Here is a 14563-nt window from a genome sequence, read left to right on the forward strand (position 1 = left end):
GTCGGCTTCTCTAGGATGCTGCCCATGCGCCGATTTAAACAGCTACTTGCGGGGCGCCAGGTGACTCATCCAGTCATCGTCAGAAGCTTGGAACAGGCTTCGAAATACCGCTAAAGCGCTGGTTCGGTGTTGCCTCTCACCTGCCATGCAGACTTTTTGAGGCAGAGACACGACACGATGAACGCACCCAGTCCCCTTGTACGTCTTGCGCCGATTACGGCGAGCCTTCAGCGCAATCCCAAAATCCTCTTGGGCGGTACCCATCAGCCAACGTTGTTGCGTTATCTCGACGGCTGGCCGCGGCGCAGCCACGGGCCCGCTGCATTCCTGATCCAGTTTGTCGAAGATGGCGAGTCCCTGGCACGTTTCGCCAGCGATAGCTTCGATCTGGCGGTCATCCAGTCACCCAGTGCGGCGGATGCGCCTGAAATGATCCGGCAGTTGACCCGTGTGGCGCGGCAAGGGCTGATCACCCGGCGCTGAGGCTGCCTGCCTTGGCCGACGCCTTGAGACCGTTGGCATGCATGCAGTTGAATACAATCCGGCTGCGAGTCGACCAATCGGTGTTGATGATGTGGAAGCGCTGGATATAGCTGCTACTGTCCCTGGACTCGAACCACTCATCTATCTTTTCACTGAAGTCGTCGGGAAGATGAAAAGGCAACACGTATTTCGCGCATTGTATCGAGCGCAATACGAAGTCGGGTTTCTGCCTGGCGGATTGCTCATCCATGAATGCTTTCAAGGCCGCGGTGGAGTTCAGGTTCTTACCGCTCCATTGATGCTCCACGCCCTTCCAGTACTTCGCCCTGACGCGGTGATTGTAGGAAATCACAACGGTCTTCTCCGGACGATGGGTCCATATATCTTCCAGCGTTGAACGCCGCCAGTTCCGGGGGATCAGCCGTTGTCCGATTTTCGAATCGATCAGGCTGTGCAGTTCCTGGTGGATGGTCCGGTTGAAATGCTTGAATTTATGAAAGTTCAAGATAACGATTTCCTTGGCCCTCGTGGCCTTGTGCTCGGGGTCGTCGTAAAAATCATTCAACGGAGCCAGAACGTCACCGCCCACCGTGCGTCCGGAGGAGGTGAGGTGAAATAGTTGGAAGCGCTTGTCACTGCCGACAGGGGCGGTGGCGGAGAACACCACGCGCAGGTCGAGCACGCGAAAGCCCGCCAGGACCTGTTCGATGATCGGCACGTCCTGGGTCTTTTCCTGAGGCAACGTAGGGTTGGGGCTTTTTTGTCTGCGCCGGAGTCATGGGTGCCGGGCAGAATCAATTCGTCGATACGCAGTTTGTATAACTGAGGGGTGTTGTACATCCAGCAGTCCAATCCATGGTGGGTAGCCTTCATGATTATTCATCCTTGAATAATGTTCTGAGCGAAAGGCACGAGGCAGCGTGCGCCGGTCATTTTGCGCAGCGCTGTCATCTTGTCAAAGGATCAAGTTTGCTGGGATGTTTCGAGGCCGCTGGGCTTTATCGGCGGCTCATGGATAAGTGATGTCCACGACATACACCCGCTTCTCGCCTGTCGGTGTCTGCACCCTGACTTCAGCATCCAATGCCTTGCCAATCAGCGCCCGTGCCAGTGGCGAGTCGATACTGATCAGGTTCTGTTTCAGATCCAGCTCGTCGGGGCCGACGATGCGATAGCGAGCCTCGTTACCGTCCTCGTCTTCGACCGTGACCCAGGCGCCGAAATACACCTTATTCGGGTCGCTGGGTTTTTCACTGACGACTTTGAGTGCTTCGAGGCGCTTGGTGAGGAAGCGGACGCGGCTGTCGATTTCCCGCAGCATTTTCTTGCCGTAGGTGTATTCGGCATTTTCCGAGCGATCACCCTGGGCCGCCGCCTCGCTGACCGCCTGAGTCACTTGAGGGCGGCGCACATGCCAAAGCTCGTGGAACTCGGCGCGCATCCGCGCCTCGCCCTCGGGGGTGATCAGCGCGGTGCCAGCGGTGCGAGGTGGGCGATAACGGCTCATGGCAACTTCTTGTGGTGGTAAGGACGGAAGTCTATCAACCCTCGCGCAACACTGTCAGCGGGCTGGCGTTGAGCGCCCGTCGGGTGCCGAACACCCCCGCAGCGCCGATCAGCAATGCGCCCGCCAGCGGCAACATCAGCAACCATGGATGCGGATGCCAGGGCAGGTCGAAGGCAAAGCGGTAAAGCACCAGGCTGACCAGTTCCGAACCCAGGGCCGCCAGTAACCCGCTGACTGCACCCAACAGGCCGAACTCGATGCGTCGGGCCTTGACCAGCAAGGGACGTTCGGCCCCCAGGGCTCGCAGCAGCGCGCCTTGACGAATCCGTTCATCGAGGGTGGCCTGCAGGCCGGAGAACAGCACGGCCATGCCCGCCGCCAGGACAAACAGCAGCACGTACTCCACGGCCAGGGTCACCTGGGCCAGAATGCTGCGCAGTTGTTGCAGCAAGGCTTCGACCTGCAGAATCGTCACTGCCGGAAAGGCCCGGGCCAGGTCGACAATCTGCTGGTCGTGACCGGCGGCCAGATAGAAACTGGTGAGGTAGGTGGCCGGCAGGTCCTTCAGGGTGCCGGGTTGGAAGATCATGAAGAAGTTGGGCTGGAAGTTGTCCCAGTTGATCTCCCGCAGGCTGGTGACCTTCGCTTCTCGGTTGACGCCACCCACGCTGAACACCAGCCGGTCGCCCAGTTTGATCTGCAGGTTCTCGGCCACTTTGCCCTCCACCGAAACCCCCGGTATATCGTCCGGTGGCTGCTGTGGCCACCAGTTCCCGGCGGTGACGACGTTGCCTTCCGGCAGGTCCGCAGCCCAGGTCAGGCTCAGGTCGCGCTGCAGTGCCCGGTCCCCGGCCGAGTCCTTGGTGACGAACTCCTTGGCCGGCTCGCCATTGATGCTGATGAGTCGCCCCGGCACCACGGGATAGAGCGGGGCCGATTGCGCCGACAACTGCAACAGCTTGTCGGTGAAGGCCTGCTTGTCATTGGGCAGGATGTTCAGGGCGAAGTAGTTGGGGGCATTTTTCGGCAGCTGGTTTTGCCAGGTATCCAGCAACTCGCCACGCAACAGTGCGATCAACGCCATGGACAACAGGATCAGGCCGAATGCCAATGCCTGGCCGGCCGCAGCCAGGGGATGGCGCAGCAATTGGCCGAGCCCCAGCCGCCAGGGCAGGGACGCGCGGGCGAGCATCCGGCGCAGGCTCTGGAGCAGCAGCAACAGCAGGCCGCCCAGCACCAGCGCGGCGACGACGCCGCCGCCGAGCAGGGCGAAGGTCAGCACCAGGTCCAGGCTCAGGCGCCACATGATCAGGCCAAGGGCACCCAGCGCGGCACCATAGACCATCCAGGTACTGGAGGGGATGGGCAGCATGTCCCGGCGCAATACGCGCAACGGCGGCACCCGCCCCAGCGCGGCCAGGGGCGGCAGGGCGAACCCTGCCAGCGCCACCAGCCCGGTGCCGATCCCGGCGATTGCCGGCAGCAGGCCGCCGGGCGGTACGGTGGCGGGTAGCAGGTCATGCAGCAAGGCGAACAACCCCAATTGGGCGACCCAGCCGAGCAGGGCGCCGCTGAGGCTCGCCAGCAGGCCCAGTACCGTCAGTTGCAGGCTGAACAGCACCATGGTTTCCCGACGTGACAAGCCCAGGCAGCGCAGCAGCGCACTGGCATCGAAACGTCGGGTGGCGAAACGGTTGGCGGAGAGCGCGACCGCAACGCCGGACAGGAGCACAGCCACTAGGCTGGCCATGTTCAGGTAGCGCTCGGCCTTGCCCAGGGCGCCACCGATCTGCCGGTTGCCGTCGCGGGCATCCTGCAGGCGCTGGTTGGCTTCCAGGCCCGGCTTGATCAGGTCGCGATAGGTTTGCAGGGCGGACGCCGGGCCTCGCCAGAGATCGCGATAGCTGACACGACTGCCCGGCTGTACCACGCCAGTGGCTTCCAGGTCCTTGAGGTTGATCATGACCCGGGGTGTGAGGCTGTAGAAATTGCCGGCGCGATCCGGTTCGTAAGTCAGCACCCGGCTCAGGCGCAAGGTGGTGTTGCCGACATCGATGCTGTCGCCGATCTTCAGGTCCAGTGCTGTCAGTAGTCGGGCTTCGACCCACGCCTCGCCCGGGTTCGGTCGTCCTCCGGATTCTTCCGGGGCGAAGGGGGACGGGGCGCTTTTCAGTTCGCCGCGTAACGGGTAGAGGTCGTCGGCAGCCTTGACGCTGGACAGCTGGATACCGTTGTCGGTGGCGACGACGCTGGAGAACTCCACGACAAGAGCGTGCTCCAGACCCAGCTCAGTGCCGCTGCGGATCTGTTCGGGGCGGGCAGGCGAGCTGCCTTCAAGCAGCAGGTCCGCACCGAGGAATTCGGTGGCGCGCAGCATCATCGCGCCGTTGAGACGGGCGCCGAAGTAGCCGATGGCGGTGCTTGCCGCCACCGCGACCAGCAAGGCGAAGAACAACACACGCAACTCGCCGGCGCGGGCGTCGCGCAGCAATTGACGGACGGCGAGACTGAACAGGCGCAACAGCGGCAAGCGTGCCATCAAGGCTCCAGGGGGGCGACCATCTGGCCGGCTTCAAGTCGGATCAGGCGCCGGCAACGATGGGCCAGGCGTTCGTCATGGGTGACCAGCACCAGGGTCGTGCCGCTTTCCTTGTTCAGTTCGAACAAAAGATCACTGATGCGCTCGCCGGTGTGGCTGTCGAGGTTGCCGGTGGGCTCGTCGGCGAAAAGCACGTCGGGCTCGGCGGCGAAGGCGCGGGCAATGGCCACGCGCTGCTGCTCGCCACCGGAGAGCTGGCGCGGCGAGTGGGTGAGGCGTTGGCCCAGGCCGACCCGTTGCAACAGTTCCGTGGCGCGTTCGCGGGCATCCTTGCGACCGTCCAGCTCCAGCGGCAGCATGACGTTTTCCAGCGCATTGAGGCTGTCGAGCAGTTGGAACGACTGGAAGACGAAGCCGACATGCTCGGCGCGGATTCGCGCCCGCTGGTCTTCGTCCAGCGCACTGAGGGCCTGCCCGGCGAGGGTCACTTCACCCTTGCTGGGCAGGTCCAGGCCGGCCAGCAGGCCCAGGAGAGTGGATTTGCCGGAACCGGAGGCGCCGACGATGGCCAGGCTGTCGCCCTTGTTCAGTTCCAGGCTGAGTTCGTGCAGGATGGTCAGTTCACCTTCCGCGCTGGGAACCACTTTGCTAAGGTCCTTCGCGGTGAGAATGCTTGAGCCCATGGAGAATCCGATGCGTGTGTGGTTTTTGAGTGCCGGCCTGGCCTTGATGTGCATGGCCCAGAACGCAGCGGCGGGTACAGTCCTGATCGTTGGCGATAGTATCAGCGCGGCTTTCGGCCTGGATACCCGGCAAGGCTGGGTGTCATTGCTCGAACAACGGCTCAAGGCCGAGGGTTTTGACGACAAAGTGGTCAATGCGTCCATCAGTGGCGACACCAGCGCAGGAGGCCAGGCGCGGCTGCCGGCGCTGCTTGCAGCCCATAAGCCGGACCTGGTGATCCTGGAGTTGGGCGGCAACGATGGCTTGCGCGGACAGCCGCCAACACAATTGCAACAAAACCTTGCAGCGATGATTGACGCCTCCCGCGCCAGCGGTGCAAAGGTGTTGCTGCTGGGTATGCAGCTGCCTCCCAACTACGGTCGGCGCTACACCGATGCCTTCGCCAAAGTCTATAGCGCTCTGGCCGATGAGAAAAAAGTGCCGCTGGTGCCGTTTTTCCTCCAGGACATCGGTGGGGTTCCGGGGATGATGCAGGGCGACGGATTGCACCCGTCCGTCGCGGCCCAGGGCAAGTTGCTGGAAAATGTCTGGCCGACACTGAAACCGCTGCTTTGACGCTTTTCTACAGGCGGGCTTTCGGCTAATGTGGCGCCCCCGATTTGGAGCCCCCGATGCCGCGTCCCGCCTGGTCCTTGTTTGCCTACCAACTGATCGAGCCTGACGAACAGCTGGACCTGTTCGCCTGCCAGGAAGTGCGGGTGCATCTGGTGACCCGGCAGCTGGAGCTCGGTGGTTCGGCGGACCGGACCCTCTGCGGCAGCCTGCTGCCGGCCCAGCCGCGCTGGTCTGGCGTTGATCGCCGGATATTCCAGGATCATCGCCTGTGCTCGCTGTGCCGGGCGATCCTTGAGTCCCAGAAGCGCGGTACCTCACCGATCTGGCCGGAGCTGCGGTTCGAGCTGTGATCGCAGGATTAAAGGCATGCCCTTGGGGGGACTGTGGGAGCAAGGCTTGCCCTGATGCCAGTCAGTTAAGCCACAAACTGTGGGAGCCAAGCTTGCTCGCGATTGTGCTAAGTCACTTAGCAACAATGTTGGCTGGTCTGTCGCTATCGCGAGCAAGCTTGGCTCCCACAGGGGCATATCGAGTCCCATATTGCTGCATATCGGACGTGCCATCGCCGCTCTCCCCGTAATACCGGCCTGCGGTGTACAATCGCCGTTTTAATACCTCTATTCGATCTGCGAAGGATGTCCCGGATGTTGCTGCGCTTGCCTGCCGTCGCCCGCTGCCTGTCTCTTGCCGCCTTGTGTATGGCGGGACCCGTTGCTGCACTGCAGCTGCCCCTGCCACCGCCGGGTGAGGACATTGTCGGCCAGGTACAAGTGATCAAGGCCAAATACGAAGACACCTTCGCCGACCTGGGCACGACCTATGACCTGGGTTACACCGAGATGGTCGCCGCCAACCCGGGCGTCGACCCCTGGTTGCCGGGCGCCGGTACGGAGATCGTGCTGCCGACCCGTTTCATCCTGCCGCCAGGTCCGCGCGAAGGCATCGTGATCAACCTTGCCGAGTACCGCCTCTACTACTTCCCCAAGGGCCGGAACGTGGTCTACACCTTCCCGCTGGGGATCGGCCGTGAAGGTTGGGGCTCGCCAATCGCCCACACGAGCATCACGGCCAAGACGCCGAACCCGACCTGGACCCCACCGGCCTCGATCAAGGCCGAGCATGCCGCCGATGGCGACCCGCTGCCGAATGTGGTGCCGGCTGGCCCGGACAACCCGCTGGGGCCTTTCAAGTTCACCCTGGGCACCCCGGGCTATCTGATCCACGGCTCGAACAAGAAATTCGGTATCGGCATGCGCACCAGCCACGGTTGCTTCCGGATGTTCAACAACAACGTTCTGGAGATGGCCGGCATGGTGCCGGTGGGCACGTCGGTGCGGATCATCAACGACCCCTACAAGCTGGGCTTAAGTGGCGGCAAGGTTTACCTGGAAGCCCATACACCGCTGGACGACAAGGGCAACCCGTCGGTGGTGGACAAGCACACCGCGGTGATCAACGCGATGCTCAAGCGTGAAGACATCACCAGCAACCTGCGCATGGACTGGAACGTGGTGCGTGACGTGGTGGCTGCCGAAGATGGCCTGCCGGTCGAGATCGCCGTGCCAAATGCGTCGGCACCGATGGTTTCGAGCGCACCGATCGACTTGCAGCAGTAAGGTTCTGTTTCGACCCGCCGGCGTTTTGCGATGCCGGCGGGTTTTTTATTGCCCGGGGAAAACACCAGGCAATAAAAAAGCCGACCCAAAAAATGGGTCGGCTCGATAACAATCCCGAGGGACTATTACTTGCGGCTAGCTTTGTCCAGCATGCGCAGAGCACGCTCGTTAGCTTCGTCAGCAGTCTGTTGTGCTTTTTGAGCAGCAGCCAGAGCTTCATCAGCTTTACGGTAGGCTTCGTCTGCACGAGCTTGGGCGCGAGCTGCTGCGTCTTCGGTAGCAGTCAGACGTGCTTCGGTTTCTTTCGATGCGCTGCTGCAACCGGTAGCCAGAACTGCGGCCAGGGCCAGAGCAGAGAATTTCAGAACGTTGTTCATCGTGTTCCCCTTCAAGGACTTTCTATTTAGTGACTGTCTCCTCAGAGTGAGGAGTTAGCCGGCGTACATACTACCCATTACTTGTAGTAAGTAAACTGACGTAGCGCAAGAAGCAAAAAAATTGTAGGCGGTGATTCTTTTTCGAGCAACTTTTCTTGCTGTTGTTTAAAAAATACACAGCGCCAAGCCCTTGAATGGAGCGCGTCAGTGCACAAAAGTTCCGCTGGCGAGAGGAACTCCGGCAGGGTCGCTAAAGTCGCTGTTTATTGATTCGCCTACACTTTTGTTCATTTTTTGCGCAGCGTCCCGGGCATCTTTATTGGTAGGAGTGGTGACTTTAACTACGCGCGCTCGTCTCAAGACTCAACAACTGGCGATGTTCAGCTATTGCGCCTTCGCTAAATCCGACGAGGCTACCCTCCAATGACAGGTGTGCCTTGAGCATTTGCGTCATTGGTGCCTACTATTCACGACGTGCTCGGGTTTGAGTGATTGATTTTTTTGCGCTCGGTGACCGGACAGGCACGGGGTGGCGTAGATGTTCCTTCGCCGGAAAAACATCGGTAAGGTAGGGGTCAGCATTCAGACCCGCGAGGAGTAGTGATGAGCGAGGCGTTGTCCATCCACCATGACCAGGCTGGTCATCAGTTCGAGACCACTGTGGACGGTCATCGTGCCTATCTGACCTATATGGACCTGGGCAAGCAGACCCTGGATATCTATCGGACGTTCGTGCCCAACGCCTTGCGTGGCAGAGGGATTGCGGCAGCACTGACCGAGAAGGCGCTGCAGTACGCCGAAGATATGGGCTACACGGTGATCCCGTCCTGCTCCTATGTGGAGCGCTACATGGAGCGGCACCAGCGGCACGCGGCGAAGCTCTGACGCAACGGATTCCACAATAAAAAACGCCGGGTTGAAAGCCCGGCGTTTTTTATTGTGCGGTGATTGGCCTCAGCTGCGCTGACGCTTTGGCAGCACGTCCTTGAGTTTGGCGTGCATGCTGCGCAGGGTGTTTTCAGTCGCGCTCCAGTCGATGCAGGCGTCGGTGATGGACACGCCGTACTGCAAGTCGGCGAGGTCTTTCGGAATCGCCTGGCAGCCCCAGTTCAGGTGACTCTCGACCATCAGGCCGATAATCGACTGGTTGCCTTCCAGGATCTGGTTGGCCACGTTCTCCATCACCAGGGGTTGCAGCGCCGGGTCCTTGTTGGAGTTGGCGTGGCTGCAGTCGACCATGATGTTCGGCTTGATCTTCGCCTTGTTCAGCGCCTGCTCACACAGCGCGACGCTGACCGAATCGTAGTTGGGCTTGCCGTTGCCACCGCGCAGCACCACGTGACCGTAGGCATTGCCCTTGGTGGTGACGATGGACACGCCGCCTTCCTGGTTGATGCCGAGGAAGCGGTGAGGGCTGGAAACCGATTGCAGGGCGTTGATGGCGACGGTGAGGCCGCCGTCGGTGCCGTTCTTGAAGCCCACGGCCGAAGACAGGCCGGAGGCCATCTCTCGGTGGGTCTGGGATTCGGTGGTGCGCGCGCCGATGGCGGACCAACTGATCAGGTCCTGGAGGTATTGCGGGGAGATCGGGTCCAGGGCTTCGGTCGCGGTGGGCAGGCCCATCTCGGCCAGGTCCAGCAGCAGTTGGCGACCGATGTGCAAGCCATCCTGGATCTTGAACGAGTCGTCCAGGTACGGGTCGTTGATCAGGCCTTTCCAGCCGACGGTGGTCCGGGGTTTCTCGAAATACACCCGCATGACCAGATACAAGGTATCGGAGACTTCCGCTGCCAGCACTTTCAGGCGCTCGGCATATTCGTGGGCGGCCTTGATGTCATGGATCGAGCAGGGCCCGATGACCACGAACAGGCGATGGTCGGTGCCGTCGAGAATGTTGCGGATGACTTCCCGCCCCTTGGTCACGGTGCGCAGGGCAGCGTCGCTCAGGGGGATATCGCGCTTGAGCTGGTCAGGCGTGATGAGGGTCTCGTTGGAGGCGACGTTAAGGTCATTGATCGGTAAATCAGCCATCGTGTTACTCGTCAGGTCACGGGTGCCGGCCGCCAGCGATCCCCGCGCGGCGGTGCACAGCGGATTTAAGCGCGTCGGGGAGCCGAACCTTAGCGCGTTACGAGGTTGCTCGACAATGGGCTGAGGCCGGTTTCAAGGGGATTTATCCCAGCTTTTGTGGGAGCAAGGCTTGCCCGCGACGAAGGCGCCTCGGTTTCAAGGTAAACCGCGTAGACTTTATCGCGGGCAAGCCTTGCTCCCACAGCTTTACAAGAGGAGTCGCAAAGATGCAGGCAGGCGTAAAACCCAGGATCGGGATGATCGGTACCGGGGCAATCGGCGGGTTCTATGGGGTCATGCTGGCGCGCGCCGGTTTTGATGTGCACTTCTTATTGCGCAGCGAATTCGCAGCGGTGGCCGAGAATGGCTTGCGTATCGACAGCGCGGTCCACGGGCCCTTGAGCCTCGATCCGGTCCAGGCGTATAGCAGCGCAGTCGACATGCCGCCCTGCGACTGGTTGCTGGTCGGTGCCAAGACCACCAGCAACGCGGACCTGGCCCCGGCCATTATCCAGGCGGCGGCTGACGGTGCGAAGGTCCTGCTGCTGCAGAACGGCCTCGATGTCGAAGAGCGACTTCGCCCCTTGCTGCCCGAGTCGCTGCATCTGTTGGGCGGCCTGTGCCTGATCTGCGTACACCGCGTTGGCCCAGGTGTCGTCGCCCACCAGGCCCTCGGCTCGGTCAACATCGGCTATCACAGCGGTCCATGCCGGGACCAGACTGAACGCATGGCGGTTGTCGACGCAGCGGCAGGGCTGTTCCGGACAGCCGGCGTGGATTCCCAGGCGATGCCCGACCTGCAACAGGCGCGCTGGCAGAAACTGGTGTGGAACGTGCCCTACAACGGTCTTTCGGTCCTGCTGGGGGCCAGCACCACGCCGCTGATGGCCGACCACCACAGCCGTGGGCTGATCCAGGCGTTGATGGCCGAAGTGGTACGCGGCGCCCAGGCTTGCGGACATCACATTGCACCGGATTACGCCGGGTATTTGTTCGCGATGACCGAAAAGATGGCCGATTACTGGCCGAGCATGTATCACGATTATTCCCACAAGCGCGTGCTCGAACTGGACGCGATCTACGGCCGGCCATTGGCGTCGGCGAAAGCGGCGGGGTGTGATCTGCCGAAAATGGAAGCCTTGTACCAGGCGTTGGCGTTCATGGATCGGCGCAACCGCTGATCGGGCGAAGGGGAGCGACATGGCAAGCAACATCGATGACAAACTGGTGCTGGCGATTTCGTCGCGGGCGCTGTTCGACCTGAGCGAAAGCCACAAGGTGTATCTGTCGGAAGGTGTCGAGGCCTATCGGCAGTATCAGATCGAGCATGAAGACGAAGTCCTCGAACCCGGCGACGCGTTCGCCCTCGTGCAGAAGCTGCTGAGCCTCAACGAGCACCTGGGGCGTGCCCGGGTCGAGGTGATTCTGGTGTCGCGCAACAGCGCCGACACGGGCCTGCGGGTGTTCAACTCGATCCACCACTATGGCTTGGCGATTTCCCGCGCCGCGTTCGTCGGCGGACGCAGTCCTTATCCCTACCTCAAGGCATTCGGCTGTGATCTGTTCTTGTCCACCCATGCCGAAGACGTGCGCAGTGCCCTGGACGCCGGCTTCGCTGCGGCCACCATTCTGTCGGGCGGTGCCAGCCGCGCTGCCAGTGAGGAGCTGCGCATTGCCTTCGATGGTGATGCGGTGCTGTTCTCCGATGAGTCGGAACGTGTCTATCAGACCGGTGGTCTCGAGGCGTTCCAGGCCAGCGAACGGCAGTCAGCCCGCGAGCCGTTGCGCGGTGGGCCATTCAAGGGTTTCCTGGCGGCGCTCAATGCACTGCAACGGGAGTTCCCGGAGGATGCCTGCCCGATCCGCACGGCGCTGGTCACCGCCCGTTCGGCACCGGCCCACGAGCGGGTCATCCGAACCTTGCGCGAGTGGGACATCCGCCTGGACGAATCACTGTTTCTCGGTGGCCTGACAAAATCCGCGTTCCTCGAAGCCTTTGCCGCCGACGTGTTTTTCGACGACCAGACGGGCCATTGCGAACTGGCGCGCGAGGTAGTCGCCACCGGTCACGTGCCCCATGGCATCAGTAACGAAGTGAAGCCCTGACTGTCCCGTTTTCCAGGGCCCGTCGCACTCCTCAAGGCACTGCTAAGCTGAATCCATCTCCGCCATTCTGGCACGCGAGGAGGTCACATGATTCGCTCGATGCTGTACGCCACAGACTTGGGGCTCTATGCCCCTTATGTGATGCAGCATGCCTTGGCGTTGGCACGGACGTTTGAAGCCGAGTTGTATGTAGTGCATGCGGTAGAACCGATGGGGCTGTTCGCCGAATCGGTGTTACAAAGCTATCTCGACGAGCAGGCGCTGAACGAATTTCATCGCCAGGGTCTGAATACGGTGATGGCCAATATCGAACAGAGGGTTCTCGACAGTTTCCGGGAGGAGCTGGGGGAGGGGCAGCAGGATTTGAAGCTGATCAGATCGGTCAGGGTGTTTCAGGGCGATCCTTCCCAGGTCATTCTCGAACAGGCGGCGAAACTCTCTGTCGATTTACTGATCGTAGGCAGTCACTGCCAGGGGGCTAGTGGTGAGACGCCCCTGGGCAGGACCGCCGCCCGGGTTTTGCAGTTGGCCCGGGTGCCGGTCTATCTGGTGCCGCTGGTGCAGCGTCGGCGCCAGGGCGAAGCTTGAGTCTAAATGATGGCATTTTATAAAAAGTTCTAGATTTATTGTTGCGACCATTCATATAGTTATATACCGCCGCTGATGCCCGTGGCGTCCAACTGCTTTGAGGGATACATATGAAGCTTCAACAACTGCGCTACATCTGGGAAGTGGCGCACCACGACCTCAACGTTTCCGCTACCGCACAAAGCCTCTACACGTCACAACCCGGCATCAGCAAGCAGATCCGCCTATTGGAAGACGAACTGGGCGTCGAAGTCTTCGCCCGCAGCGGCAAGCACCTGACCCGCGTAACCCCGGCCGGTGAGCGCATCATCACCACGGCTGGTGAGATCCTGCGCAAGGTCGAAAGCATCAAGCAGATCGCCCAGGAATTTTCCAACGAGAAAAAAGGCACCTTGTCGATCGCCACCACCCACACCCAGGCGCGCTATGCGCTGCCTCCGGTGATCAGCAACTTCATCAAGCAATACCCGGACGTGGCGCTGCACATGCACCAGGGCTCGCCGATGCAGATTGCCGAAATGGCTGCTGACGGTACGGTGGATTTTGCCATCGCCACCGAGGCCCTCGAATTGTTCGGCGACCTGGTGATGATGCCCTGCTATCGCTGGAACCGCTGCGTGGCCGTGCCCCAGGGCCACCCGTTGACCAAGCTGCCGAAGTTGACCCTGGAAGCCTTGGCCGAATACCCCATTGTGACGTACGTGTTCGGCTTCACGGGCCGTTCGAAACTCGACGAAGCCTTCAGTCATCGCGGGTTGACGCCGAAAGTGGTGTTCACTGCCGCCGACGCCGACGTGATCAAGACCTACGTGCGCCTCGGCCTGGGCGTGGGCATCGTGGCGAAGATGGCTGTCGATGCCAAGCTCGACAGCGACCTGGTGGTGCTGGATGCCAGCGAGTTGTTCGAGTCCAGCGTGACCAAGATCGGTTTCCGTCGTGGCACCTTCCTGCGGGGATTCATGTGCGATTTCATCGAGAAGTTCGCGCCGCACCTGACCCGGGAAGTCATGGCCAAGGCCATTCAGTGCCACAACAAGCAGGAACTCGAAGAGCTGTTCGAGGGCGTCGAGCTGCCGGTGCACTGATCGTCGCTATATCGCCTCGGTGACAGCGAACTGTTGCCGGGCGCCCGCTACGACGATCTCTACTTCATCCCCTTCGAACTTGCCCAGCAGGCCCCGGCCCAGCGGTGAGCGAGGGGTGATGACCGTGATCGGTTGCCCCACCAGCGACACTTTCAGCCCCGCGGCATCCGGCCCCAGGAACAACCATTGCTGGCGTCCATCCTCATCCTCCAGCCCGATCAGGGTGCCCACCTGGATGCCACGCTGCGCGTCATAGGGCCTGAGGGTCAGGTTTTGGCAGAGTGCGAGGGCCTGGCGGATTTCCTCCACGCGCCTGGCTTGCCCGGCGGCCAGGTAGGACGCTTCGAGGCCCAGGGTGTCGTATTTGTTCTCGGCGATATTTTCTTCGTGGGTCGCGGTTTCGTAGGCGGTCTGCGCGGCGCGTTCGGCGATGTCGAGATCGACCTTGAGCTTGTCGAGGATCAGTTGGTGGACGGTCTGTTTATTCATGGTCAGTCGCAGAATTGCAAAACGTTGGCGCGGGTCTTCTCGCTCGGCGCGTTCCGATCCTGCTCCAGCCAGAACTGGCACTTGGGGTTGGATTGGTTGCGCGGGTTGCTGCGGGCCTGGTCGAGGGCTTGTCGTTGTTCGTTGCGCTGAAGGTTCTGCTGGTATTGCTCGAACATGGGATTCGGCGGTTCGGGAGGCGGTTGCACGGCAGGCGGTTGCGCCAGTTGGTGCACGGCGGCAGCCACCGGGGCGAGCTGTTCGCCCAGGACGAATTTCGACAACAGCCAGCCCGTCAGTACGATGGCGAGGAATCCCAGCCACAGGCCCAGGGCGATGCTGACGGTCAGTTGCAAGGCGGTGAGGCGCGGGGCGGGCGGGTGTTCGGGCATGGTTGCTTCCTGGCA

17 protein-coding genes are annotated in these 14563 nt (G+C 61.3%); 9 read left to right on the top strand and 8 right to left on the bottom strand.

Annotated features, from left to right (window positions below; all coding sequences use genetic code 11):
* Positions 1–177: 177 nt before the first annotated feature.
* Positions 178–483: a class I SAM-dependent methyltransferase gene (locus tag PCOSP_RS08975; RefSeq protein ID WP_139647038.1), complete on the top strand. Its 306-nt coding sequence runs from the start codon at positions 178–180 to the stop codon at positions 481–483.
* Here the strand turns inward: PCOSP_RS08975 and PCOSP_RS08980 are convergent.
* From PCOSP_RS08980 to PCOSP_RS08995, 4 genes are all read right to left on the bottom strand, one after another.
* Entirely contained in the window at positions 470–1201 is a 732-nt protein-coding gene (locus PCOSP_RS08980; protein ID WP_464710880.1) for a PI-PLC domain-containing protein, read from the bottom strand. The two genes, PCOSP_RS08975 and PCOSP_RS08980, sit on opposite strands and share 14 nt — an antisense overlap.
* Positions 1202–1492: 291 nt before the next feature.
* The gene (gene greB / locus PCOSP_RS08985) at positions 1493–1990 is read right to left on the bottom strand and encodes a transcription elongation factor GreB (RefSeq protein WP_024776673.1); all 498 of its coding nucleotides are present in this window, start codon (positions 1988–1990) and stop codon (positions 1493–1495) included.
* Positions 1991–2024: 34 nt separating this feature from the next.
* A complete protein-coding gene (locus PCOSP_RS08990; RefSeq protein ID WP_464710881.1) occupies positions 2025–4529 on the bottom strand; it encodes an ABC transporter permease in 2505 nt (834 codons plus the stop codon).
* A complete protein-coding gene (locus tag PCOSP_RS08995; protein ID WP_139647030.1) occupies positions 4529–5212 on the bottom strand; it encodes an ABC transporter ATP-binding protein in 684 nt (227 codons plus the stop codon). Before PCOSP_RS08995 ends, PCOSP_RS08990 begins: the two co-directional genes overlap by 1 nt.
* Positions 5213–5222: 10 nt before the next feature.
* Between PCOSP_RS08995 and PCOSP_RS09000 the strand changes: the two genes are divergently transcribed.
* From PCOSP_RS09000 to PCOSP_RS09010, 3 genes are all read left to right on the top strand, one after another.
* Positions 5223–5828 (top strand): arylesterase, encoded by a 606-nt coding sequence (locus PCOSP_RS09000; RefSeq protein WP_139647028.1) that lies wholly within the window; start codon positions 5223–5225, stop codon positions 5826–5828.
* 56 nt (positions 5829–5884) lie between these two features.
* The gene (locus PCOSP_RS09005) at positions 5885–6178 is read left to right on the top strand and encodes a hypothetical protein (RefSeq protein ID WP_041020059.1); all 294 of its coding nucleotides are present in this window, start codon (positions 5885–5887) and stop codon (positions 6176–6178) included.
* A gap of 294 nt (positions 6179–6472) precedes the next feature.
* Positions 6473–7444: a L,D-transpeptidase family protein gene (locus PCOSP_RS09010; protein ID WP_041020060.1), complete on the top strand. Its 972-nt coding sequence runs from the start codon at positions 6473–6475 to the stop codon at positions 7442–7444.
* Positions 7445–7569: 125 nt separating this feature from the next.
* Here the strand turns inward: PCOSP_RS09010 and oprI are convergent, their stop codons facing one another.
* A complete protein-coding gene (oprI, locus tag PCOSP_RS09015; protein WP_025113130.1) occupies positions 7570–7821 on the bottom strand; it encodes an outer membrane lipoprotei OprI in 252 nt (83 codons plus the stop codon).
* Between the two features lie 603 nt (positions 7822–8424).
* Here oprI and PCOSP_RS09020 point away from each other — a divergent pair.
* A complete protein-coding gene (locus PCOSP_RS09020; protein WP_024776680.1) occupies positions 8425–8706 on the top strand; it encodes a GNAT family N-acetyltransferase in 282 nt (93 codons plus the stop codon).
* 69 nt (positions 8707–8775) lie between these two features.
* Here PCOSP_RS09020 and PCOSP_RS09025 read toward each other — a convergent pair whose 3' ends face one another.
* Complete coding sequence (locus tag PCOSP_RS09025) at positions 8776–9852, bottom strand: 3-deoxy-7-phosphoheptulonate synthase (RefSeq protein WP_003183777.1); 1077 nt, start codon at positions 9850–9852, stop codon at positions 8776–8778.
* 266 nt (positions 9853–10118) lie between these two features.
* On the opposite strand from PCOSP_RS09025, the gene PCOSP_RS09030 reads away from it, so the two are divergent.
* The 4 genes from PCOSP_RS09030 (at position 10119) to cysB (ending at position 13670) form a co-directional block, all read left to right on the top strand.
* Positions 10119–11072, top strand: coding sequence for a putative 2-dehydropantoate 2-reductase (locus PCOSP_RS09030; protein ID WP_464710882.1), 954 nt, complete (start codon positions 10119–10121; stop codon positions 11070–11072).
* A gap of 19 nt (positions 11073–11091) precedes the next feature.
* Complete coding sequence (locus PCOSP_RS09035; RefSeq protein ID WP_139647024.1) at positions 11092–11997, top strand: 5'-nucleotidase; 906 nt, start codon at positions 11092–11094, stop codon at positions 11995–11997.
* 87 nt (positions 11998–12084) lie between these two features.
* Positions 12085–12585: a universal stress protein gene (locus tag PCOSP_RS09040; protein ID WP_024776684.1), complete on the top strand. Its 501-nt coding sequence runs from the start codon at positions 12085–12087 to the stop codon at positions 12583–12585.
* 110 nt (positions 12586–12695) lie between these two features.
* Entirely contained in the window at positions 12696–13670 is a 975-nt protein-coding gene (gene cysB, locus PCOSP_RS09045) for an HTH-type transcriptional regulator CysB (RefSeq protein WP_041020064.1), read from the top strand.
* A gap of 6 nt (positions 13671–13676) precedes the next feature.
* Here the strand turns inward: cysB and PCOSP_RS09050 are convergent, their stop codons facing one another.
* Both PCOSP_RS09050 and PCOSP_RS09055 read right to left on the bottom strand, forming a co-directional pair.
* Complete coding sequence (locus tag PCOSP_RS09050) at positions 13677–14159, bottom strand: GreA/GreB family elongation factor (RefSeq protein ID WP_139647022.1); 483 nt, start codon at positions 14157–14159, stop codon at positions 13677–13679.
* A 2-nt stretch (positions 14160–14161) separates the two neighbouring features.
* Entirely contained in the window at positions 14162–14548 is a 387-nt protein-coding gene (locus tag PCOSP_RS09055; protein WP_139647021.1) for a cytochrome b/b6 domain-containing protein, read from the bottom strand.
* Positions 14549–14563: the final 15 nt, after the last annotated feature.

This window comes from Pseudomonas sp. MAFF 730105 (assembly GCF_055380705.1).